Origin of the sequence: Pseudonocardia sp. N23, from assembly GCF_002583555.1 — a bacterium.
GTDB lineage: Bacteria > Actinomycetota > Actinomycetes > Mycobacteriales > Pseudonocardiaceae > Pseudonocardia.
Genome location: NZ_BEGX01000002.1, coordinates 100,292 through 121,859 on the forward strand (window position 1 = coordinate 100,292; position 21,568 = coordinate 121,859).

The following is a 21,568-nucleotide window of genomic DNA, read 5'->3' on the forward strand; positions in this document are numbered from 1 at the left end:
GGATCGCGCAGCCGACCGGGATCACCGTGTTCAGCCGTCCGGCTGAGATCAGCCTGGGACACGACCCCGACGACCGTTCCGCCCGGCGCCACGACCGGCACCGCGCGCACTGCCCGCCGGATCAGAGTGCGGACCACCTCGTCGAAGGACGTGTCCGGCGACACCGACACGACGGCGGTGGACATCACGTCGCGGACCAGCGTGCGCCGTAGGGCGCACCGGGGGCGGCCCGTCACGGCTTGACCACCGCAACGGGACACGCGCCGTGGCGCAACAAGGCCTGGCTCACGGAACCCAGCAGCAACCCTCGTACGACGCCGCGTCCGTGACCCCCGACGACGAGCAGCTGCGCCGTCGAGGACAGACCGACGAGTACGGCGGCCGGATTCTCGCGGACGACTCGGCGCGTGACTGTGACGTCCGGGTACTTCTCCGACCACCCCGCCAGCCGCTGGGCGAGCAGCTCGGCCTCCTCCGCCTCCACGGCGTCCCAGTCCACCAAGGGTCCCGCGAACGGATCCAGAACCGCGTCGGTCCAGACATGGACCGCGACCAACGGGACGCGTCGCGCGGATGCCTCGGCGAACGCGAAGGACACGGCCGCCTCGCTCACCGGCGAACCGTCGATCCCGACGACGACGGGCCCGTCCGCCGTCGCGTCCCCGCGGACGACGACCACCGGGCAGTCGGCCGACGCGGCCACGGCCATCGAGACCGAGCCGGCGAGCAGGCCGGCGAACCCCCCGACGCCGCGATTGCCCACGACGAGCAGGCCGGCGGTGGTCGACTCCTCATGGAGGACGGCGACGGCCGGTCCGCCGAGCACCTCGGTGCGTACGTCGATGCCCCCGACCGTGCCGATCGCCGCCGCTTTCGCCACGTCCAGCCGTTCCTGAGCGACCTCGGTCATCGAATCACGTATGTAGGCGGGCTCCAGGGCCGTCGCACCGATGCGCCTCGGAACGATCCACTCGATCGCGGCCACGAGCCGCAGCGGAACGGCGCGTCGATCCGCCTCCCTCGCCGCCCACCGGACGGCGCCCAGCGACTCGGGTGACCCGTCGACCCCTGCAACGACGATGTGGTCCCGGTGTTCGTCCATGTCGCCTCCTGAATCGGTCTCTCCGACGAGCCTGCCTCGTCCGGTGTCCCGTCGACTCCGGCTGCGGGTCACTCGTCCGGCAATCCGAACGCCCTGTCCCGGGGGGCCGGAAGGCCCTCCCGGGGGTGGCCGGGCCTGAACGGGACCATCGGCTCGGAGACCAGGGCAGGAAGTCGCTCGTGCACGTCGACCGGGCCGGTGAGCCTCGTGGCCGTGGACGAGACGAGGTCGACGAGCGGTACCGAGACTCTCGCGGCGATGCACGAGACCCATATCGGTCTCGTCCTGCTCCTCGGCGACCGGGCATACAAGATCAAGAAGCCGGTCCGCATGCCGTTCTGCGACTTCTCGACCTCCGACCTGCGTCGGACGGCGATCCGGCGCGAGCTCCGGCTGAACCGGCGCCTCGCCCCGGACGTCTATCTCGGCACTGCCGAGCTGACGGGCGAGGGCTGCACCGAACCGGTGCTCGTCATGCGCCGGATGCCCGAGCACCGACGTCTCTCGACCCTGCTCACGGGCGGCGTCGACGTCTCCGCGGACCTGCGGCGGCTCGCGCGGTCGTTGGCGGCGTTCCACTCCGGCGCCGCACGGTCGGCGGTGATCACCGCCGACGGTGGGACCGACGCGCTCCGCGAGCGCTGGGCCGCGAACCTGTCCGAGCTGGAGCCGTTCCGCTCCCGCCCACTCGATCCGCACGTCCTCGACCTCGTCGACAGTCTCGCGCCGCGCTTTCTCGCGGGCCGCGCGGCGCTGTTCGCGCGACGCGCGGCCGAGGGGCGGATCGTCGACGGCCACGGTGACCTGCTGGCCGACGACGTCTTCTGCCTCGACGACGGGCCACGGGCACTCGACTGCCTCGACTTCGACGACCGGCTCCGCCACGTGGACGGGCTCGACGACGTCGCATTCCTCGCCATGGACCTCGAACGGCTCGGCGCACCCCTCGCCGCCGAGCGGTTTCTCTCCTCGTACGCGACGTTCGCAGGCGATCCGGCCCCGCCCGCGCTGGTGCACCACTTCATCGCCTACCGGGCGGGCGTCCGGGCGAAGGTTGCCTGCCTGCGACATGCGCAGGACGCCACCTGCGGAGCGGGCTCCGGGGCGATGCGCCTTCTCGACCTCTGCGCTGCCCACCTGCGCAGTGGTGCACCGCGGCTCGCCCTCGTGGGGGGGCTGCCCGGTACCGGCAAGTCGACGCTCGCCGCCGGGCTGGCCGATGCCGTGGGCGCCGTCCTGATCTCCAGTGACCACCTGCGCAAGGAGCTCGCCGGGATGACCCCGCCCGAGTCCGCTGCCGCGGAGTTCGAGACCGGGCTCTACACACGGGCGCGGACCACGGAGGTCTACCGGCAGATGTTGGAGCGGGCCGCCGTGCTCCTCACACTCGGGGAGTCGGTCGTACTCGACGCGTCGTGGACGAACAGCTCGGCACGCGTCGCCGCCCGCCGGACCGCGACGACACAAGTCGCGGAGCTGGTGCAGCTCTGCTGTACCGCGCCCGGTGACGTCGCCGCGGCACGGATCCGAGCGCGACACGGATCAGCATCCGACGCGACGCCGGCGATTGCCGAACGGATGGCGGCCGCGATGGACGACTGGCCCGAAGCTGCCCGTATCGACACTGTGTCGGCCCCGGCCGACTGCCTCCGGACCGCACTGCGACATTGGGAGGTCGCCGTCGAGACACCTCACACGGTGTCGTAGTACTCGCGGCCGCAGCCGATCGACCGCGGATTCAGGAGGCAGGCCCCACGCGGTCGGGCCGGGGCCCCGACCCGTCCACGTCCCTCTACAGGGAGCACGGCTGCCGGCCGGTCCGGTTCGCGGATCCGACCCCGAGATCGTCGAGGGGTCGGAGGTCCGCTCGGAAGACACCCTCCGGCCCTGGCACCCGTGCGGGCACCGGCGGACCGTGGGCGCGTGCCCGGATCACCCGGGCCGGAGCCGAGGAGGCAGCAATGTTCTCGACCCTCTCCCCGACGGCGGCCATCGTCGTCGACGACAGTGGTATCCGCATCGGCACAGTGGACGACGACGGACAGATCCGTGACTTCGCCGGCGTCCACATCGGGGTCGTCCCGCCTGGCCGGGGTGACACCGCGGTGGACTTCGCCGGTATCCGTCTCGGCCACGTCGTCCACGGCCGGGGCTGAGCCGCAGGACCGGCGGGGCCGTGGGGCCCCGCCGGCGCGTCCTGCCGACGCACCCGACCACGATGTGGTCGCCGATCCGGGAACTCATCGGATCCGGAACGCGATGACGGGCAGGTCGGCGGTCCGCAGCACATCGAGCTCCACCAGCACGTCACGGCGTTCGTAGAGGTCCTCCATCGCATCGGGAGTCGGGTCGACGCCCGTGAGAACACCCTGAGTGGCGATTCCCTCGTCGAGCAGGACGTGGCTGAGGACGTAAGGGGCGAGACCGACGAAACGCGGGTGCGACGCCGGTGCCGTGGTGTGCGACGCGAACAGCAGCACGCCCCGGCCGGCGAGACGGACCTCCTCATAGGTGAAGCTGCCGCAGTCGTCGCAGCAGGTCGTCATCGGAAACGTCAGTCCGTAGCAGTCCGTGCAACGATGGGCGTACATGATCCCGCCGGCCAGACCCCGGTAATGGCGTTCGATGATCGATGTCATGTCAGTTCCCTTCGAGAACCAGGACTTGGCTGATCAGCGAGCGGCCATGCGTGGCGACGACTGAGAGCCCTGGCGCGGAGGGCATCTGCGCGGCGCCCGCCCGACCACGGATCTGCATGACCGCCTCGTAGGTGTCGGAGCCCGCACTCGCCGACGAGGCATGCCCGAACGCATGCCGGCCACCGTGGGTGCTCATCGGTTTGTCGCCGTCGAAGCGAAGACGTCCTGCCGACGCTGCCTCGAGCCCCTCGCCGTACGGCAGGTAACCGGTCCTCTCGGCCGCCACGATCCCGAGGATGTGGGAGGAGTCGTCGGTGTGGAGATGGTCGATGTCCGCGCCGGTGATCCCCGCCATCGTGAATGCGGCGTGGATGGCAACGGCGTCGTGTCGCCAGTTGGTCGGGTCGAGGGTGTACCAGGGGACATCGGCCGCGGCGGTGCCGAAGCCCCGCAAGGTGACCGATCGGTGGGGGAGCCCACGGGCGGCCTCCCCCCGGACCAGGACGACGGCCGAGGCACCGTCGGCAGGTGTCGCCAGGCTGCGCCGGCGCGCGGGCCAGCTGGCGAAGGGGTTGAGGGACGACCGCCAGAAGTCGAACGGGTCGGCGAACCCGTGCTCGGCAGCCTCGTCCTCGAGGCGTTGCTGCAGCACGGCTCTGGGGTTCAGCGCGCCGTGGAGGCGTCGTGTGCGGCACACCTCGAACATGGCCCGGTCGTAGTCCTTCGCAGACATGCTGTAGCGGCGCATGTAACCCTGCGCGACGATGCCGTTGCAAGCGGCGATCATGTCGTGCCCCTGTGGGACCGCGTAGGCCTGGTCGCAGCTCTGGTCCGTCCAGACCCGCAGGAGGTCCGGCGGAATCGGTTCCCGCTCGTACGGGCTCAGGCCCTTCGGCCGGCTGCGGTCGGCCTCGACGCCCAGGACCAGCGCGCTGTCGATCGCACCGGACGCGATCGCCTCCGCTGCCATCACGATCGCGACGTTCGTCGTCGAGCCCGCGGCATCGATGCGCACACCCGGCTTGAGGTTCAACCCGACCCATCTGGCCAGCTGGGTGTGAGTCGCCGGCAGCCCTGAGCTCTGCCCCGTCGCATTGCCCGCGTAGAGCGCGCCGACGTCGTGCCCGCGCATCCCCGCGTCCTCGAGCGCCTCGCGTGCCGCCGCCGCCGCCAGCTCCTGGAGGCTCAGCCCGGCGATGCCCGGGGTCGACACGAGGTCGCCGAAGCGGGTGCAGCCGACCCCGGCGATCACTACGTGCCCTGCGAGCCGTGTCGCCATGTCCGTTCTCCGTTCGAATCGTCCGGCCCCGACAGCCCGGCTGGGGCCGGCCGCGCGTGCGTGGAGCTGCGCTCGTCATCGTCACGGCCGCCCACGTCGTCCGGCACGGTCTGGGGGCACAGGACGAGACGTTCGAAGGGACGGACCGGGCCAGGACCTTCGTCCCGTCGACGCCCGGCATCGGTCACCGGCGGCCGCGGCCCTCGACCCTGCCGGTCAGGACCGCACGCTGCGACGCTCGTCCCGACCGGATCGACCGCCGCCGCGGAGGATGGACATGTGTCTCGAACCCGAGGACCGACGAGCGGGGCCCCGGTACGCCCGCCCTGCCGACCGGCACGCGCCACGGGCCGGCCGTTCCGCCGTGCACCGGCGAACCGGCTCGGCCGGGTGGCCCGAGCCCGCAACCGGTGTCGGCGACCCTGCGCTCGCCACGGGGATGCCTGCCGCCTCCGTGAGAGGACGACTCGAACATCCGGTCGTGACCCGCACCCGGGAGCATCGCACGGCCGATCTGCAGCTGCGGGCCGCTGATGCGATCACGCGGTTTGCAGGATCGATGTGGTTCGTCTACCTGCACATCGTCGTGTTCGCGGGCTGGATGATGTTCGCGGAGATCAGCCCGTGGCCGTCGCTGACGCTCGTCGTATCGCTCGAGGCGATCTTCCTCTCGACCTTCGTGATGATCGGCCAGAACCGTGCAGCAGCCTTCCAGCAGGCCAAGGCGGACCACGACTTCGCCGAGCAGGAGATCGAGCTCAAGACCAACACCGAGCTGACCCGCGAGATCCACCGGCTGACGACGGAACTGCACCGCCGTGTCGTCGACGACGCGTGGAACTGACCCGCGGCACGCCGGACCCGTCAGGCAGTGCTACGCCAGGCTGGAGCCGGCCCGGTCGACGTGACGCTCGACGTGTGTGTCCGGCGGCGGGAACATCACGGTCACCGAGTCGTCATCGATCCACTGCACGCGGTAGGGCGGAGTGCCGTCCTGGTGCAACAGCGCCACGACCTGGCCGCGGCGGGCATGGTGCTCGTGGGGGGCCGGCGGAACGATCAGCCAGTCACCGATCTGCGCGTGCACGAGCTCGCCCCGACCGGCGCGGGCCGGCCCGACGATCGCACGTCCTGAAATCGTCCGCCGGGCGTCGTCACCATGGTCGACGCCCTCGTCCTGCTCGACATTCTCGTCCTGCTCGGCCTCGTCATCCTCGTACTCGACCTCCGGGTCGCCGTGAAGCGCCGCGATGACCCGCCTCTGGAAGAGCCGTCGATCTGCGTCACGTCGAATCTCGTCTGGTGTCGGCATCGGTGTCTCCGTTGTCGGTCCTCGGGCTCGGTGCACCCGGCCTGCCTCGTCGCGGGCCTAGGAGCAGCACACACCCGAATGCGCCGAGCCCCCCAGAGTCGCCTGTCCACCGACGAGGAGGCGGAGGTCCCGCAGCTCGCCGGCCGAGGGGCTGCCATGGGTGGACGGGACGATGGTCCTCCGCCGCTCGTGGCGGCCGTCCCTAGCCGGCGCATCGGATGCCCGGCGATGGTTGCCCGGACCGTCGATGACGATGAGCCGGGGAGCAGACATGCGTGTGCGGGTGGGGATCAACGGGATGGGTCGCATCGGTCGGGACTTCTTCAAGGTCGCGACGGAACGGGCCGACAGCCCGTTCGAGGTCGTCGCCATCAACGATGTCGCCCCCGCTGAACAGGTCGCCCACCTGCTCCGGCACGACTCGACCTACGGGGCATGGCCTCACCACGTCGAGCTCGACCGAGACTTCCTCGCAGTGGACGACCGCACGCTGCGCGTCACCAGCGGGACCACTCCCGAGCTGATCGACTGGGCAGAGGACGGCGTGGAGATCGTGGTCGAGGCCACCGGGCATTTCCGAAGCCGCGACGCGGCGGCGGGGCATCTGGGTTCGTCGGTGCGCAAGGTCGTGATCACCTCGCCGGGGACCGACGCCGACGTGACCGTGGTCATGGGCGTCAACGACGACGAGTACGACGCGACCGCCCACGACGTCGTGTCGAACGCGTCGTGCACGACCAACTGTGCCGCGCCCATGGCCCACGTGCTGCACCGGGCGTTCGGCATCGAGAGCGGGCTGCTGACGACCGTGCACAGCTACACGTCGGACCAGAACCTGCTGGACGGCCCGCACCCGGACCTCCGCCGCGCCCGCTCGGCCGCGGTCAACATCATCCCGACGGGCACCGGGGCGGCCAGGGCTGTCGGGCTCGTCCTCCCGGAGCTCGCGGGGAAGCTCGACGGTGTGGCGCTGCGGGTCCCGGTCGTCGACGTCTCGCTCGTGGACCTGACCCTGAGGCTGTCCACACCGGTGACGACGGCGCAGGTCAACCGCGCGTTCATCAACGCCGCCGACGGTGTACTCAAGAATGTCCTGCGGTGCACGACGGAGCCGATCGTCTCGCACGACGTCATCGGGGAGCAAGCATCCTGTCTGGTCGACCTCGGCCTCACCCGAGCGGTGGGCGACCTCGTGAAGGTGTTCGGCTGGTACGACAACGAGTGGGGCTACGCCGAGAGGACCGCCGACCTGGTCGGCCGGATCGCCCGGACGTTGCCCCTCAGGTGATGCGGTGCGACCGCAGCGGCCGAGAATCGTCCCTGATCACGAGGCCGACGGCCCGGGAACCGACGAACACCGGCATCGCTGCGAGACCGCGGGTCACCATCTCGGCGGCCACATCGTCCACGTCGTCGTCCGGCGCCGCGACAGCCGTCGTGTGCGCCATCACCGCCGCGATGACAGCCTCCGGGTCGAGCTCGATCTGCCAGCCATCGGGCAGCTCGCACCAGAGGTCCAGACTGGAACGCGGGACGACGCCGACCGGTGCGCCTGCATCGTCGACGACCGCGGCGGCACCCTGGCCGCGTGAATCGAGAACGGCGGCGGCCACCCGGATCGGGGTGTCCGCGCGCAGCGTCACCACGTTCCTCGTCATCACGTCCCCGACCCTGGTCACGCGCTTCCGCCCACTCCGCCGAGAGCACCTGTCCGTCGTCTCCGCCCCATCGGCGTCCTCTCCGTCATGGCTGTCCTGGTTCCTCACGATGTCTGTGTGAACGGCAGCTCGCCGCGGGAGCGGCGCCGGAAACGGCATCCGGGCTGCACGGCAGGGTCATCGACCACGCGTCAACACCACGATCGGCTCGTGGCGGCGGACGACAACGGCCAGCAGCATGACCGCGAGACCCGCTCCGAGCATCACCGGCTGCAGCACGTTGTACCGCTGCATGACCAGCAGCTGAACGCCGATCCATGCGACCAGCGCACCCCCCGCTGCGATGGAGAAGATCGGCGCCCACGGCGACCGCACCACCTCCAGGCCCGCAGCGACGAGCATCGGCAGCGCCACGACGGACAGCAGCAGGATGCCCGGGACGACCCAGTTCGTGAACGGGGTGCCGGAGAGCCAGCTGTCCGGCATTCCGATCACATCGTCCCAGATCAGACCTGTACCACCGTAGATCGCGGACAGGGCGACCAGCAGCTCCGTCGCCACGAGGACCCAATGCGTCCTCGGCACCGTCGCGGCGGGTGGCTCTCCCGTTCCGACGAGCATGTTCCGCATCGTGTCCTCCACCTTCGACAGTGCGTCAACCTTGCTGTGGTAGCGCGCCGGCGGCGTCTCTGACGTCCGTCGGGCCGCGGCGCGGTGCCGCTGAACCGCTGGCTCGACCGGCGAGCACCTCGACACCGGACGGCACCCACACCACGGTGCAGGGCGCGAACTCGACCAGTGAGCGCATCGTCGAGCCACTCGCCATCCCCGTGGCCCCGTTCCCGTGCCCCACGACCACGATGCTCGCGTCGGACGACCTGTCCAGAAGGGCCTGCAACGCGGTAGCGGACACCACCTCACCCGCCACGGGCAGGCTCGGGCGTCCGGCCGCGATCCGGCGACGTTCATCGTCGAGCCGTGATCGGGCCGCCTGCTGCTGCGTCTCGAAGCCACCGGTGCAGCGGCGTAGACCACGGGGCGTGATCGCGACGTCCGTCCAGGCATGAACGATCAGGAGGTCCGTGCGAACCGCCTCGGCGAGCTCGGCAGCCGTGTCGACGACTCGGCGGTCCGCCGACGATCCGTCGGTCCCCACGACGACTGATCCCGTGCGGGACGGCGCCGGCCCCCGTGCCAGGCCGCGGACGATCGCGATCGGGCAGTCGACACGACCCACCAGTGCGAGCGCGATGCCCCCGACACGCACTCCCGGCGGTGCACCGTCGTCGCAGCTGCCCAGGACCAGCATCCGTGCCGCGTCAGCACGCGATCTCAGCGCGGCAACCGGGGAGCCGGTGACGACCTCCACCGTCGTGCCGATGACGCCCGCAGAGCGGGCGGTCGCGAGGAACTCGTCGACGGATCGGGGCGGCGGTGCACCGGAACCGCCGGACTCGGCATGGACGAGGTGCAGCGGCGAGCCCGTCGCCGCGGCGAGCCCGACCGCCCAGTCCACTGCGCTCGCGGCCTGTGGTGAGGCATCGACACCGACCAGAACCGGTCTCGGCGCCCTCGTCCGGCTGCTCACGTCGCGGCCTCCCTCGCACTCGATCCGATGCATCGATGTGATGCTGGTCGGCGACCTGATCCGCGTTCCAGGGGCGACGGTCGGGCGATGCGGGGTCCAAGGTCCCGGCGCGCGCCGAACCTGCGCAGGGGCGATCAGCGGCGGGTGCGACCGATCAGGGGCGCTCGCACGGGCCCACCGTCCTCAGGGGCGCGCCACGGGATGCAGCCTCGCAGTGACGCACCTCGGGACCTTCGTCCCGACGATCACCGACCTCGGTCACCGCGGATGGCGGCGCTCGACCCTCCTGACCGGCCATCCGTCCCGAGACTCTTGTGCGGGCCGGGACGACCGGCTCGACACGACGGAGGGCGGCATGGCAGTCGATCTCGCGCGGTGGCAGTTCGCGATCACCACGGTGTACCACTTCCTGTTCGTCCCCCTGACGATCGGCATGGCATTCCTCGTCGCCGGGATGCAGACAGCCTGGGTGCGTACATCCGACGACCGCTACCTGCGCATGACGAAGTTCTGGGGCAAGCTCTTCCTGATCAACTTCGCCATCGGCGTCGTGACCGGGATCGTGCAGGAGTTCCAGTTCGGGATGAACTGGAGCGACTACAGCCGCTTCGTCGGCGACATCTTCGGCGCGCCGCTGGCGATCGAGGGGCTGCTCGCGTTCTTCCTGGAATCGACGTTCCTGGGGCTGTGGATCTTCGGTTGGGACCGGCTGCCCAAGAAGGTGCATCTCGCGACGATCTGGCTCGCGGCCGCCGGCACCATGCTGTCGGCGTACTTCATCCTCGCCGCGAACTCGTGGATGCAGCACCCCGTCGGCTCGGTCGTCAACGATGCCGCCGGGCGCGCGGAGCTGAAGGACTTCGGCGCCGTGCTCACCAACTCGACGGCGGTGGGCGCGTTCGCGCACACGATCACCGCCTGCTTCCTCACCGCCGGGCTGTTCGTGCTGGCGATCAGTGCGTGGCACCTGCGGAAGGGGAACCACACCGGGATCTTCCGGCCCTCGATCCGGATCGCCCTGGTCACGACGCTCATCGCCGCGCTGGGTGTGATCGTCAGCGGCGACATGCAGGCCCGGTTGATGACCGAACAGCAACCGATGAAGATGGCCGCGGCCGAGGCGCTGTACGACACCGCGGCGCCGGCGTCGTTCTCGCTGTTCACGATCGGGACCCTCGACGGCCGGCACGAGGTCTGGAGTCTCCGGGTGCCCCGAGTGCTGTCGTTCATGGCCACCGGGTCGCTCGACGGCAAGGTCGACGGCATCAACGAGCTGCAGGCCGCGAGCGAACAGACCTACGGCCCGGGGCTCTACACCCCGAACATCCCCGCGACGTACTGGACGTTCCGGCTCATGATCGGCCTCGGGTTCCTCGCCCTGCTGCTGTCGGTGGTCGGGCTGTGGCTCACTCGCGAGCGCGCCCGGCGGCCGCTGCCGCGGTGGTACCTCACCGCGGGTGTGATCGGGCTGTTCCTGCCGTTCGCGGCCAACAGCGCGGGCTGGATCTTCACCGAGATGGGCCGCCAGCCGTGGCTCGTGTTCGGCGTCCTGCGCACCGCCGACGGGGTCTCCCCCACGGTCGGCAGCGCGTCGGTGTGGACGTCGATGATCGTGTTCACGCTGCTGTACGGCGTCCTGGCGTTCGTCGAGCTCCGGCTCATGGCCCGCTACGTCGTCGCCGGCCCACCACCCCCGTCCACCGTCGGTCCCGTGCGCGCCCCCGAACCGACCCCGTCGGTCACCTACTAGGAGCCCGCCATGGACCTCACCACCGTCTGGTTCCTGCTCATCGCCGTGCTCTGGACCGGATACTTCGTCCTCGAGGGCTTCGACTTCGGCGTCGGCATGCTGCTGCCCGTCGTGTCCCGCGACGAGACCGACCGCCGGGTCGCGCTCGGCACGATCGGCCCGGTCTGGGACGGCAACGAGGTGTGGCTGCTCGTGGCCGGTGGCGCCACGTTCGCGGCGTTCCCCGAGTGGTACGCAAGCATGTTCTCCGGGTTCTACCTCGCCCTGCTGGTGCTGCTCGTCGCGCTGATCCTGCGCGGGATGGCGCTGGAGTACCGCGGCAAGATCGACGATCCGGCGTGGCGGCGGCGCTGGGACGTCGCGATCGTCGGCGGCTCGTTCGCCCCCGCCCTGTTGTGGGGGGTCGCGTTCGGCAACGTCGTGCGCGGGGTCCCGCTCGACGCCCGGCACGAGTACGTCGGGTCGTTCTGGACGCTGCTCAACCCGTTCGCGTTGCTCGGCGGGGTCACGACCGTGCTGCTGTTCGTCCTGCACGGTGCGGTGTTCCTCGCCCTCAAGACCAGTGGTGACATCCGCGTCCGGGCCATCCGGGTCACGAAGGTCGCCGGGCCGCTGCTCGTCGTCACCGGCGGGTCGTTCCTGACCTGGGGCGTCCTCGCATCCGGTCCGCTGTGGACGCTCATCCCGGCGGGCGTGGCCGCGGTCGGGCTCGTCGCCGCCATGGTGCTCGCGCTGCGCGGCCGTGAGGGCTGGGCCTTCCTCGCGACATCGGCCGCGATCGTCGCCGTCGTCATCACCCTGTTCGGGACGCTGTTCCCCGACGTCCTGCCGGCCACCGACCCGGCCAACAGCCTGACCACGACGAACGCCTCGTCGACGCCCTACACGCTGACCATCATGACGTGGGTCGCGGCGGTGGTCACGCCCGTCGTGCTCGCCTACCAGGCGTGGACGTTCTGGGTGTTCCGCGCGCGGCTCACCCGCGACGGCGTCGACGGCGACGCAGGCCTGCCAGCGGCGTCGGAGGCCCGGGCGCCGCGCTCCGGTGCCCGCGTGAAGTGAGGCCGTTCGACCGGCGGCTGCGGTGCGCCGTCCGGGCCCCCGATCCCGCGCGACGCGCGCCCTGGCGGCGCGATGCGGCGGTCGGTGGGGCACGCTGAGGACCGCGGCGGCCCGCGTCGGAGGCCGCCCGGGACCTTCGACCCGTCGCCCGCGCCGGACGTCACGACACCGGCCACCGTTGTGCCCCTGCCCGCCGCGCCGACGTCCGACCAGGCTCGGAAGCGTGACAGGAACAGAGTCGGAGGCCGCACGCACACGCGGCGAGCCGGATCTCCACACCCTCGAGCAGGCCGTGGGACGTGCCGTGCGCGCCCCCTCGATCCACAACACCCAGCCGTGGTCGTGGCGGGTGCAGCCGGGACGGATCATGCTGTTCGCCGACGACGGGCGTCGTCTCGTGGCGACGGACCCGGACGGCCGGGACCTGATGGTGAGCTGCGGCGCGGCGCTGCAGCATCTCAGGGTGGCGCTCGCCGGAGTCGGCGCGGCCACCACGACCCTGCGGCTCCCCGACCCCGAGCGACGCGACCACCTGGCCACGGTGCGCATCTGCGACGGGCTGCCGTCCCACGCCGACTCGAGCCTGTTCGCCCAGCTCGACCGCCGCCGAAGCGACCGGCGGCCCTACGCGTCGGGAGCCCCCGATGCGGTCGTCGACGGGCTGCGGGCACGCGCCGGCGCCTACGGCGCGGGCCTCGTTCGCGTCGAGGGCGCAGCCCGGTCCCGACTGGTGCAGGCGCTCGACGACGCCACAGCCGGACAACCGCACCGGCCGGGATATCTCGCCGAGCTGCTGGCGTGGACACACCGGTACTCGGGAGCCCGCGACGGCATCCCACGTCAGTCGGTCCCCGCTGCCGGGGTGCAGGGCGACGGCGCACATCTGCACCGCTTCCCGGCCGGGACGATGCCCCACCACGCGGCGCTGGGGCCCGACGCCGGCACCCTGCTCGTCGTCACCACCCCGGCGGACACGCCCCAGGACCGGCTCCGGGCGGGTGAGGCGGTCGGGTCGGTGCTGCTCGCCGCAACGGCCGCCGGGTACGCGACATGCCCGCTGAGCCAGGCGCTCGAGCTCTCCGCGACACGCACCCGCGTGCGGAACGAGGCGGGCGGGGTCGAGTACCCGCAGCTCGTGTTACGCATCGGCCGAACGTTCGGCCACTCCGGCCCGGTGCCGGAGACGCCCCGACGGGCCCTCTCCGCCGTACTGCGCTGAGCGGACGACGTTCACCGGCCAGTGGGATCGCAACACTGCTCGCGCCGCTGCTGCGCGACCACGACGACCGGGCAACGGCCGTGGCGCACGACCGCGCGGTGGACCGACCCGCCCGGCGGACGCGCACCCGGCCGGGCCCCCACGACGACCAGCTGCGCGGTCGCCGACAGCCTCGTCAACGCCGCCGCCGGGCTCTCGCGCAGGACACGTGCGACGACCTCGACGGTCGGATGGAGCCGCCTGCACTCCTCCAGCAGCCGGTCCACCGCGGCACGGGTACCGGGATGGACGGCGCGCGTCGCGTGCACGGCGTGCACGGGCGCCCCGCGCCGCTGCGCCTCGTCGAACGCGAACCTCGCCGCTGCCGCGGCGCCCGCACCGACGCCCACCACCACGGGGTCGCCGGGAGCGGCCGGAGCGGTCCACGGGTCGGGCTCGGCGACAACGACCACCGGACACCGCGCACCCGCCATGACCGTCATCCCGACGGACCCGAGCAGCGTCCCGGTGACCGGTCCGCGCCGATGGGACCCGAGGACCAGCATCGACGCCTCCCACCCGGCCTCCCGCAGCACTCCCGCCACCCGGCCGTGCGCGACCGTCCGGGTCACGACGATGCCCGGTGCGACCTCGCCGGCGACGGCGGCGGCCGCCGCCAGGTACACCGGGGCGGAGCCGTCGAGGAGTGTGCCGGGCGCCGGTTCGTGTCGCCGCGCAGGCCATCGGGGCACCGCGACGAGGCTGACGGTCAGGCCCCGGAGCCGGGCCTCGGCGGCGGCCCAGCGGACCGCCTCGGTCGCCGACCGCGAACCGTCGACCCCGACGACGAGCGGGCCGGCGGCCTGTACCTGCGGCACCGTGTCGTACCCGGCCGCGTCCGTCACCTTCCCGTCGGCCCGCTGCCGCGGCACCGTGCGTCGATGACTGCCGCGTGACCCGGTCATGCGAGGTCCCGTTGCCGGAAGGCGGCCGCGCCGACCCCCGCGATCACGATCGCGACGGCGAGCGTCGCCAGGACGGCCGCCACGTCGACCGCGCCACCGGGCAGGTGTGGGACGTGGGTGAACGGGGACAGGTCCAGCACCCAGGAGGGCGCGCCGAGCACCGGGCCGAGCTCGGCGACCGTGACGAGTCCCGCGACGACCAGCCACACCAGTGGCACCGACCGTCGGGCGAGCCCGTACCCCGCGGCGGCCAGGCACGCCACGAACAGCACGGCCGGGGCCTGCGCGAGGGCCGCGGCGGTCAACCGGACCACCTCCGTCCCCGTCGTCGCGGTCCCGTGGGTGACACCCGCTGCGGCGCCGCCGACGGCGAGCATGACCAGCCCGCCCGCCGCGGCAACACCCAGGTGGGCCAGGAACCAGCGCGCGCGCCCGACCGGCGCGGACAGAACGGCGTCGGCGCGGCCGCTGCGTTCCTCGGCCGCCATCCGCAGGACCGCGGCGGCGACGACCAGCGACGCCGCCGATGCGAGCAGGCCGAACTCGGCGACGAGGAACGCATCGGACATCGCGTGGGCGCCGCCGAGAGCCGTCACGACCTGCCGCATCCGAACGCTGTCGAGCATCCCGCCCAGCTGTGACGTGACGCTGCCTGCCACCGCGCCGACGACGGCGAACGCCGCTGTCGCCACCGCGAAGAGCCCACGCTCGCGGTGCACGGCGAGCCCGACGGGCCCTCGTAGCAGGGGCGACGCCTCGGCCCGGCCGGGACGCGCGTGCAGCAGTCCCGTCCCCAGGTCACGACGACCGCGTACCGCGAGCGCGGCGCCGAGGAGGGTGAGCGCGACCGCCGGCGGGATCGCCAGCACCCACCAGTGGCGCGCGCCGAAGGGGTCGACCCGTTCGCCCCAGCCGAGCGGGGACACCCACACCATCCACGTGCTCGTCCCGCCCGTGGCATCGCCGACGGCGCGCACGAGGTAGGCCGCCACGACACCCAGGACCGCCAGCGTGGTCGCGACCCGGGCCGACCCGGCGATCTCGGCCGTGAGCAGCCCCACCCCCGCGAAGACCAGTGCCGCGCCGCCCCAGGTCGCAGCGAACGCCAGGGCTCCACCCCAGCCGAGACCCGCTGCTGCGAGCGCAGTCGCCGTGACCAGCGTGAGGCCGGCGGCGAACGTCGTCGCGGTCAGACCGGCCGCCGCCGTCGGCGCCCACCGGCCGGCGCCGGCCGACGCCACGAGCTCGGTTCGGCCGCCATCCTCCTCGGCCCGGGTGTGCCGCACGACGACGAGTACGGCGACGACGGCCGCCGCCGCCGCACCCAGGACGCCCAACTTCCAGAGCGCGAGCGCCCCGGCGGCGCCGTCGCCGGAGAGGGGACCGTACATCGCCAGGAGTGCGGGCGAGGCCGTGATCGCTCCCACCGCGGCCCCTCGCTCGGCGGGGTCGACGTAGAGGGCGTCCGTCGCGGCCGCCGACAGTGCCGCGGTGCCGGCGAGCGCGGCGACCGTCACCGGCAGCCGGACCCGCTCCCTGTGCAGGGCACGGCGCAGCAGTACGCCGCCCCCGGTCCAGCTCTGCAGGGTCGCTGCTCCGGGCGGGCCCCCCGTCACGCCGACGCCTCTCTCGTGGTCGGCGCGAACTCCGCCAGGAACACCTGTTCCAGCGAGGGTGGGCGCACCTCCAGCCGCACGATGCCGGCGGCGGAGAGCCGTCGCATCAGACCGTCCATCGCGGCGGGGTCGACGTCGCAGACCACGACCCGGCCGCGGACCTCGCCGAGATGCACCCCGGCCAGGTCGTCGGTCCGGGGAACAGGTGCGGCGAGCTCAGCGGTCACCGTGGTCCGGCAGAGGTGGCGCAGCTCCGGCAGCGACCCGGACTCGACCGTCCTGCCACGGCGGATGATCGTCATCCGATCGGCCAGCGCCTCGACCTCCGAGAGGACATGGCTCGACAGCAACACCGTCCGCCCGCGGTCACGCTCCTCGCCGAGCACGCGCCGGAACTCCGCGTCGACGAGCGGGTCCAGCCCCGTCGTCGGCTCGTCGAGCACCAGCAGCTCGACGTCGGACGACAGCGCCGCGACCAGCGCGACCTTCTGCCTGTTGCCGCGGGAGTACGCCCGGGAACGGGTCGTGGGGTCGAGTGCGAAACGCTCGACCAGGGCGTCGCGTCTGGCCACGTCGAGGCCACCTCGCAGAGCCCCCAGGAAGTCGATGACCTCGCCCCCGGTCAGGTCGGGCCACAGCGACACGTCGCCCGGTACGTAGGCCATCCTGCGATGCAGCTCGACGGCATCGCGCCGAGCATCCCCGCCCAGAACACGGACGTGCCCGGCGTCGGGCCTGATCAACCCCAGCAGGACACGCAGGGTGGTGGTCTTCCCCGACCCGTTCGGCCCGATGAACCCATGGATCTCGCCCTGCTCGACACGCAGGTCCAGCCCGTCGAGGGCAGCGGTCCTGCCGAAGCGCTTGACGAGGCCGCGGACGTCGACCGGGACGTCGGCGGGGACGTCGGCGCTCACACCTCGTCCCCGTCGGCCTCACTCGGTGCTCCCGACGGTGGGCGGACCACCGCGACCGGACAGGGAGAATGTTGCAGCACCGCCTGGCTCACCGAGCCCAGGAGCAGTCCCCGGGCCGGGCCGAGACCCCGGGAGCCCACGACGACGAGACCGGCGCCGACGGCTGCGTCGAGCAGCGCGCGGGCGGCGCCGTCACGCACGACGACCTCGCGCACCTCGACCCCCGGGTACTTCGCGGCCCACACCGCGACGGAGTCGGTGAGCACACGCCGCTCCTCCTGCGCGACGGACGCCCAGTCGACGTACGGGACGATGAACGGGTCGATCACCGTCTCGATCCACGAGTGGACGGCGATCAGCGGGACACCCCGTCCGGCGGCCTCCTCGAAGGCGAACGCGATCGCCGGCTCGCCCTGGGCGGACTCCTCGATGCCGACCACGACGGGCGCGTCAGGGCGAATCGGACGGTCGGGCTCGCCGCGGACGACGACGACCGGGCACAGCGCATGCGCCGCGACGCCCACCCCGACGGACCCCAGCAGCAGCCCGGCGAAGCCCCCGTTCCCGCGGTTGCCGACCACGACCAGCGCTGCGCCGGCCGACTCGTCGACGAGCACACGGACGGGGGCACCGCCACGGACGTCGCGGTCGATCCCGACCTCCGGGGCGACCCCGTGGGCCGCCTCGGCCGCGGCGTCCAGTGACCGGTGGGCGACCTCCAGCAGTGCGTTGCGCTCGTACTCCTCGCCCAGTGCTGCGAGACCGATGGGCGCGTAGCTGCTCCACCCGAGGGCCGCGACCAGTCGGAGCCGCAGCCCCCTGCGGTGCGCCTCGACCGCCGCCCACCGTGCCGCGGCACGGGCATGCCCCGACCCGTCGATACCGACGACGACGTTCATGGGAGTGGCGGCGCGCATGGTTCCTCCAGGTCTGGTGTGCTCAGGCGAACGATCGCCGACAGCGGGTGGCACCGGCACCGGCTCTCCGGCCCGCCGACACGGGACGTTCGGCCCGGAAGGGCGCCGGTCCCGTGGCCCGCGCCGCGAGCGGCGTCAACGGACCGGATGAGGGGGCTCGGCCGGGGAGGTGAGCGGCACCGTCCAGACAAGTCGTGTCCCACCGCCCGGGCGGCGCCGGACAGTCATCTCCCCGCCGAGTTCACGAGCCGTGCCTGCGAGACCGAGCAGGCCGTGTCGTACGACGTCGTCGTCGATGCCGGTGCCGTCGTCCACGATCTGCACGGTGAGTTCGCCGCCGACGTCGACGTCGACCTGGATCTCGCGGCCGCCCGAGTACCTGACGGCGTTGGCGACGCCCTCCCGCACGACGGCGAGCACGTGCTGGACCAGCCCGGGTACGACCAGGGTGTCGACCGTGCCACTCGTCCGGGCCGTCGCGTACACCCCGGAGTCCCGGACGACCTCGGCCACCAGGTCCAGGACGCGACGCCGCAGACCCCGGTCGCCGTCGTCCGAGCCCTGCAGGTCGAAGATCGACGCCCGAATCCGCCGAACTGTCGTGTCGAGCTCGTCGCCCGCCTGTCGGAGCCGCTGCTCGACGTCGGCATCGTGGACGCGGCGCAAGGTGCTCTGCAGCAGCAGGCCCGTGGCGAAGAGCCGCTGGATGACGTGGTCGTGCAGGTCGCGGGCGATCCGCTCCCGGTCGGCGAGCACGTCGAGCTGCCGCTGCGCCCTGGTCTTCCCGATGAGGTCGAGTGCGAGGACCGCCTGCTCCGCGAAGGACGTCACGACCGGGACCTCGTCAGGCAGGAACGGCGTCGTGCCGGCCGAACGCAGTGCCAACACCACCCCGATCACGCGTTCGCCCGCCCTCATCGGTACAGCGACCCACGGCCCGAGACCATCGACGGGCCGAGGAAGGAGGTCGGTCGGTTCCTGACCCAGTTGGGCGCTGCGGCTCTCCGTGACCTCGACGAGGCGCGGTCCGCCACGGAACCCTTCCCGGCCCGGACCCGACGCGACGCCTGCCGATCCGGCCGTCCGGTAGAGGTGGTCGTCGTCGGGGCCGAGCACGACCGCCGTGGCGACCGAGCGCGTGAGCTCCAGCGTCCGTGTCGCGACGAGGGTGAGCACCTCCGTGTCGCTCGCCCCTGCCATGACCTCGGCGCGGATGTCGTCGAGAGCCTCCAGCCACCGCTCCCGCTGACGTATGCGGTCGAACTGCTCGGCGTTCGCCACCGCGACTCCTGCTGCCGCGGCCAAGGCCTGCAGCACGACCTCGTCGTCGGCGGTGAACGCCGCGCCGCCACGCTTCTCGGTGAGGTAAAGGTTCCCGAAGACGCTCCTGCCGGCGCGGACCGGGGCACCGAGGAAGGTGCGCATCGGGGGGTGTCCCGGTGGGAGACCCCCCGATGCGGGGTGCCGGCCGAGGTCGGTGAGGCGGAGCGGCCGCGGATCGGTGATCAGCACTCCGAGCAGACCCTTGCCCGTGGGTGGGCGCCCGATCCGCTCCCGCGCACCATCGGGGAGCCCGACGTCGACGAACCGGGCGATCGTCCCGTCGGGGCCTAGCACGCCGAGGGCACCGTAGCGGGCGTCGACGAGAGCGACGGCCGCCTCGACGATCCGGCGCAGGGTCGCATCCAGCTCCAGCCCGGAGCCGATGACCAGCACGGCGTCGAGGAGGTCGCGCAACCGCTCCGCCTCCCCCACCGGTACCGCGACCGGACGCGCGGGCGTCCGCGTCACCCGGCCTCTGCTCGGAACACGCTCGTCCGCGGCTTCGTCCTGCCGGCCCCGCGTCATCGGTCTCCCCCGTCGTCGGTCCGCACCGTCGCAGCCGGGCCCGCCGGCCGACACCTGCGCGTGTCCCGGAGCCGGGTGGCAGAAGGCCTCACCGGCGAGGACCTTCGCCGCTGGTCGATGTGTCCGGACCACCCGCAGGCTGGTGTCGACCCCCGGCCCGCCCCAGGCCGGTCCGCAACGACGACGGGGAGCGGTGATGAGCGAGACGGCCCACGCACTCGGTACGACGAGAACGCAGCTCCTGGACGTGATCCACGTGGCCGGGCTGGCGCCGTCGCTGCACAACACGCAACCCTGGCGGTTCCACGTGACACCCGACCGGCTCGAACTGTGGGCCGACCGCAGTCGCCAGCTGCACGTCGCCGATCCCGACGGACGCGAGCTCCGGATCGCCTGCGGTGCAGCGTTGTTCAACCTCCGGCTCGCTCTCCTCGGCGTCGGTGTCCGGCCGCTCGTCAGCGTCGTGCCCGACCCCGACCGTCCCGACCTCATCGCGGTCGTCCGGCGTGGCGGTACCAGGCCCGCGAGCCCGCAGGTGAAGGAGCTGCTACGAGCGGTTCCCTTGCGGCGCACCAATCGCAGACCGTTCGCCGATGCCGAGGTGGCGACGTCCGCGCGTTACGAGCTCCGTCGCGCCGCGATCGAGGAGGGCGCCTGGCTGGACCTCGTCACCGACCCGGACATCCGGGTGGAGCTCAGTGGTCTCGCTCGCGAGGCGCACGACCTCCAGGTCTCCGATCCGGAGTTCGTCGCCGAGCTGGACGCCTGGACCGGCCACGTCGCCGAACGCCGTGACGGAGTGCCGGCCCGCTCCGGGGGTCCGCTGCCTCCCCCGAACTCGACCTGGGTGTTCCGGGACTTCACCAAGGGCTCGGGGGCGACCGGGCGCATCTACGAGGCCGAGCCGCTCATCGGTGTCCTCAGCGTCCACGGTGACGGCCCGCGTCAGGACGTTCGGGCGGGCGAGGCGCTGGAGCGTGTGCTGCTGACCGCGACCGTGCACGGGCTCGCCGCGTCGTTCCTGTCGCAGCTCGTGGAGGTCCCGGGAGCTCGTGACCGCGTGCGACAGTTGACCAGCGGCACCCGCCCACCGCAGGTCGTGATGCGGATCGGTCACGGATGGCCCGTGGCGGCGACGCCGCGGCGCCCGCTCGACGAGATCCTCGTCGAGGACCGTCCCCAGGACCGCGGCTCGACGGAGCGCCGCTCAGCGGAGCTCGACCCGGACGCCGCTCAGCCGCCGGGGCCTCAGCGAGAGCATCCGCGACGAGGATCCGCCGGCCCACACCCCATGCAGCCGACGCCGTAGACGCACTGCGTCGAGCTCCGACCGGATCTCGGCTGTCCCACCCACCGCCAGCACCGTCCACGCCACAGCGGCGACGTCGTCGACGCCGTCGGTCTCGAACGCGGCGACTCCGTTCGCGACGATCGCGCGCGCGACAGCCGGATCCTCGATCGCGAACACGACACGGCTCCCTTCCCACGTGTAGGCGACCGGCCTGCACTCGGGCAGCGCCCCGCGGGTGTAGACGATCCGTCCGAGCGTGCCCGCACCCAGGAGCGCACGGCAGCGCATCGCGTCCATCACGCCCTCACCGGCCGCTGGGCCGGCGGGGTCGGAGCTGTGCGGCGGCGTGGCGGTCATCGCGGTGACGTCGCGGTCATCGGACAACGATCGCTCGCCGGGCGCCCCAGGGTGGAGGGCCGAAGGTCC

At 72.4% G+C, this 21,568-nt stretch carries 21 protein-coding genes and 1 pseudogene; 8 read left to right on the forward strand and 14 right to left on the reverse strand.

The features are described from left to right. Positions 1–50 precede the first annotated feature (50 nt). Together TOK_RS35205 and TOK_RS01305 are read right to left on the reverse strand one after the other, a co-directional pair. Positions 51–185: pseudogene (locus TOK_RS35205) on the reverse strand (CBS domain-containing protein); the annotation flags it as partial. Between the two features lie 47 nt (positions 186–232). Next, entirely contained in the window at positions 233–1,102 is an 870-nt protein-coding gene (locus TOK_RS01305; RefSeq protein ID WP_098955896.1) for a universal stress protein, read from the reverse strand. Positions 1,103–1,360: 258 nt separating this feature from the next. On the opposite strand from TOK_RS01305, the gene TOK_RS01310 reads away from it, so the two are divergent. Continuing rightward, the gene (locus TOK_RS01310; protein ID WP_098955982.1) at positions 1,361–2,809 is read left to right on the forward strand and encodes a bifunctional aminoglycoside phosphotransferase/ATP-binding protein; all 1,449 of its coding nucleotides are present in this window, start codon (positions 1,361–1,363) and stop codon (positions 2,807–2,809) included. A gap of 254 nt (positions 2,810–3,063) precedes the next feature. Continuing rightward, positions 3,064–3,258 (forward strand): hypothetical protein, encoded by a 195-nt coding sequence (locus TOK_RS01315; protein ID WP_098955897.1) that lies wholly within the window; start codon positions 3,064–3,066, stop codon positions 3,256–3,258. An 84-nt stretch (positions 3,259–3,342) separates the two neighbouring features. Here the strand turns inward: TOK_RS01315 and TOK_RS01320 are convergent, their stop codons facing one another. Beyond that, a complete protein-coding gene (locus tag TOK_RS01320; RefSeq protein ID WP_098955898.1) occupies positions 3,343–3,741 on the reverse strand; it encodes a Zn-ribbon domain-containing OB-fold protein in 399 nt (132 codons plus the stop codon). A 1-nt stretch (position 3,742) separates the two neighbouring features. Beyond that, the gene (locus TOK_RS01325) at positions 3,743–5,020 is read right to left on the reverse strand and encodes a thiolase family protein (RefSeq protein WP_098955899.1); all 1,278 of its coding nucleotides are present in this window, start codon (positions 5,018–5,020) and stop codon (positions 3,743–3,745) included. Positions 5,021–5,501: 481 nt separating this feature from the next. On the opposite strand from TOK_RS01325, the gene TOK_RS01330 reads away from it, so the two are divergent. Beyond that, positions 5,502–5,864, forward strand: a complete 363-nt coding sequence (locus TOK_RS01330) for a DUF1003 domain-containing protein (RefSeq protein WP_253258118.1) — start codon at positions 5,502–5,504, stop codon at positions 5,862–5,864. Between the two features lie 30 nt (positions 5,865–5,894). On the opposite strand, the gene TOK_RS01335 is transcribed toward TOK_RS01330, so the two are convergent. Next, on the reverse strand, positions 5,895–6,332 hold the full coding sequence (locus tag TOK_RS01335; RefSeq protein WP_098955900.1) for a DUF1918 domain-containing protein: 438 nt from the start codon (positions 6,330–6,332) through the stop codon (positions 5,895–5,897). 271 nt (positions 6,333–6,603) lie between these two features. Between TOK_RS01335 and gap the strand changes: the two genes are divergently transcribed. After that, positions 6,604–7,620, forward strand: coding sequence for a type I glyceraldehyde-3-phosphate dehydrogenase (gene gap, locus TOK_RS01340; protein ID WP_098955901.1), 1,017 nt, complete (start codon positions 6,604–6,606; stop codon positions 7,618–7,620). Here gap and TOK_RS01345 read toward each other — a convergent pair. The 3 genes from TOK_RS01345 to TOK_RS01355 form a co-directional block, all read right to left on the reverse strand. After that, entirely contained in the window at positions 7,613–7,990 is a 378-nt protein-coding gene (locus TOK_RS01345) for a CBS domain-containing protein (RefSeq protein ID WP_098955984.1), read from the reverse strand. The two genes, gap and TOK_RS01345, sit on opposite strands and share 8 nt — an antisense overlap. Positions 7,991–8,167: 177 nt before the next feature. Next, the gene (locus TOK_RS01350; protein WP_141566229.1) at positions 8,168–8,611 is read right to left on the reverse strand and encodes a hypothetical protein; all 444 of its coding nucleotides are present in this window, start codon (positions 8,609–8,611) and stop codon (positions 8,168–8,170) included. A 34-nt stretch (positions 8,612–8,645) separates the two neighbouring features. After that, positions 8,646–9,578 carry a universal stress protein gene (locus TOK_RS01355; RefSeq protein ID WP_172457339.1) on the reverse strand — a complete coding sequence of 311 codons (933 nt, stop codon included), beginning with the start codon at positions 9,576–9,578 and terminating at the stop codon, positions 8,646–8,648. A 355-nt stretch (positions 9,579–9,933) separates the two neighbouring features. On the opposite strand from TOK_RS01355, the gene TOK_RS01360 reads away from it, so the two are divergent. The 3 genes from TOK_RS01360 to TOK_RS01370 all read left to right on the forward strand — a co-directional run bounded on the left by TOK_RS01360 (position 9,934) and on the right by TOK_RS01370 (position 13,609). After that, the gene (locus TOK_RS01360) at positions 9,934–11,328 is read left to right on the forward strand and encodes a cytochrome ubiquinol oxidase subunit I (RefSeq protein WP_098955985.1); all 1,395 of its coding nucleotides are present in this window, start codon (positions 9,934–9,936) and stop codon (positions 11,326–11,328) included. 9 nt (positions 11,329–11,337) lie between these two features. Next, positions 11,338–12,390, forward strand: coding sequence for a cytochrome d ubiquinol oxidase subunit II (gene cydB, locus TOK_RS01365; RefSeq protein WP_098955904.1), 1,053 nt, complete (start codon positions 11,338–11,340; stop codon positions 12,388–12,390). 223 nt (positions 12,391–12,613) lie between these two features. Then, positions 12,614–13,609, forward strand: a complete 996-nt coding sequence (locus TOK_RS01370; RefSeq protein ID WP_098955905.1) for an NAD(P)H nitroreductase — start codon at positions 12,614–12,616, stop codon at positions 13,607–13,609. Positions 13,610–13,620: 11 nt separating this feature from the next. Here the strand turns inward: TOK_RS01370 and TOK_RS01375 are convergent, their stop codons facing one another. The 5 genes from TOK_RS01375 to TOK_RS01395 all read right to left on the reverse strand — a co-directional run bounded on the left by TOK_RS01375 (position 13,621) and on the right by TOK_RS01395 (position 19,794). Next, on the reverse strand, positions 13,621–14,553 hold the full coding sequence (locus TOK_RS01375) for a universal stress protein (protein WP_098955906.1): 933 nt from the start codon (positions 14,551–14,553) through the stop codon (positions 13,621–13,623). After that, positions 14,550–16,169, reverse strand: a complete 1,620-nt coding sequence (locus TOK_RS01380) for an ABC transporter permease (protein WP_098955907.1) — start codon at positions 16,167–16,169, stop codon at positions 14,550–14,552. Before TOK_RS01380 ends, TOK_RS01375 begins: the two co-directional genes overlap by 4 nt. After that, positions 16,166–17,086 carry an ABC transporter ATP-binding protein gene (locus TOK_RS01385; protein WP_098955908.1) on the reverse strand — a complete coding sequence of 307 codons (921 nt, stop codon included), beginning with the start codon at positions 17,084–17,086 and terminating at the stop codon, positions 16,166–16,168. Before TOK_RS01385 ends, TOK_RS01380 begins: the two co-directional genes overlap by 4 nt. After that, on the reverse strand, positions 17,083–18,003 hold the full coding sequence (locus TOK_RS01390) for a universal stress protein (protein ID WP_098955909.1): 921 nt from the start codon (positions 18,001–18,003) through the stop codon (positions 17,083–17,085). Before TOK_RS01390 ends, TOK_RS01385 begins: the two co-directional genes overlap by 4 nt. Before the next feature lie 135 nt (positions 18,004–18,138). Continuing rightward, positions 18,139–19,794 (reverse strand): GAF domain-containing sensor histidine kinase, encoded by a 1,656-nt coding sequence (locus tag TOK_RS01395; RefSeq protein ID WP_172457340.1) that lies wholly within the window; start codon positions 19,792–19,794, stop codon positions 18,139–18,141. A gap of 253 nt (positions 19,795–20,047) precedes the next feature. Here TOK_RS01395 and TOK_RS01400 point away from each other — a divergent pair, with 253 nt between their 5' ends. Beyond that, on the forward strand, positions 20,048–21,160 hold the full coding sequence (locus TOK_RS01400; RefSeq protein ID WP_216361806.1) for a nitroreductase: 1,113 nt from the start codon (positions 20,048–20,050) through the stop codon (positions 21,158–21,160). Here TOK_RS01400 and TOK_RS01405 read toward each other — a convergent pair. After that, positions 21,059–21,526 (reverse strand): pyridoxamine 5'-phosphate oxidase family protein, encoded by a 468-nt coding sequence (locus tag TOK_RS01405; protein ID WP_172457341.1) that lies wholly within the window; start codon positions 21,524–21,526, stop codon positions 21,059–21,061. The two genes, TOK_RS01400 and TOK_RS01405, sit on opposite strands and share 102 nt — an antisense overlap. Positions 21,527–21,568: the final 42 nt, after the last annotated feature.

Bases quoted from the DNA above. Each gene is read 5' to 3' on its own strand.
- TOK_RS01375 (WP_098955906.1), bottom strand. From the start codon at position 14,553: ATGACCGGGTCACGCGGCAGTCATCGACGCACGGTGCCGCGGCAGCGG.
- TOK_RS01400 (WP_216361806.1), top strand. From the start codon at position 20,048: ATGAGCGAGACGGCCCACGCACTCGGTACGACGAGAACGCAGCTCCTG.
- TOK_RS01345 (WP_098955984.1), bottom strand. From the start codon at position 7,990: ATGACGAGGAACGTGGTGACGCTGCGCGCGGACACCCCGATCCGGGTG.
- TOK_RS01305 (WP_098955896.1), bottom strand. From the start codon at position 1,102: ATGGACGAACACCGGGACCACATCGTCGTTGCAGGGGTCGACGGGTCA.
- TOK_RS01320 (WP_098955898.1), bottom strand. From the start codon at position 3,741: ATGACATCGATCATCGAACGCCATTACCGGGGTCTGGCCGGCGGGATC.
- TOK_RS01325 (WP_098955899.1), bottom strand. From the start codon at position 5,020: ATGGCGACACGGCTCGCAGGGCACGTAGTGATCGCCGGGGTCGGCTGC.
- TOK_RS01350 (WP_141566229.1), bottom strand. From the start codon at position 8,611: ATGCTCGTCGGAACGGGAGAGCCACCCGCCGCGACGGTGCCGAGGACG.
- TOK_RS01335 (WP_098955900.1), bottom strand. From the start codon at position 6,332: ATGCCGACACCAGACGAGATTCGACGTGACGCAGATCGACGGCTCTTC.
- TOK_RS01310 (WP_098955982.1), top strand. From the start codon at position 1,361: ATGCACGAGACCCATATCGGTCTCGTCCTGCTCCTCGGCGACCGGGCA.
- TOK_RS01390 (WP_098955909.1), bottom strand. From the start codon at position 18,003: ATGCGCGCCGCCACTCCCATGAACGTCGTCGTCGGTATCGACGGGTCG.
- TOK_RS01315 (WP_098955897.1), top strand. From the start codon at position 3,064: ATGTTCTCGACCCTCTCCCCGACGGCGGCCATCGTCGTCGACGACAGT.
- gap (WP_098955901.1), top strand. From the start codon at position 6,604: ATGCGTGTGCGGGTGGGGATCAACGGGATGGGTCGCATCGGTCGGGAC.
- TOK_RS01360 (WP_098955985.1), top strand. From the start codon at position 9,934: ATGGCAGTCGATCTCGCGCGGTGGCAGTTCGCGATCACCACGGTGTAC.
- cydB (WP_098955904.1), top strand. From the start codon at position 11,338: ATGGACCTCACCACCGTCTGGTTCCTGCTCATCGCCGTGCTCTGGACC.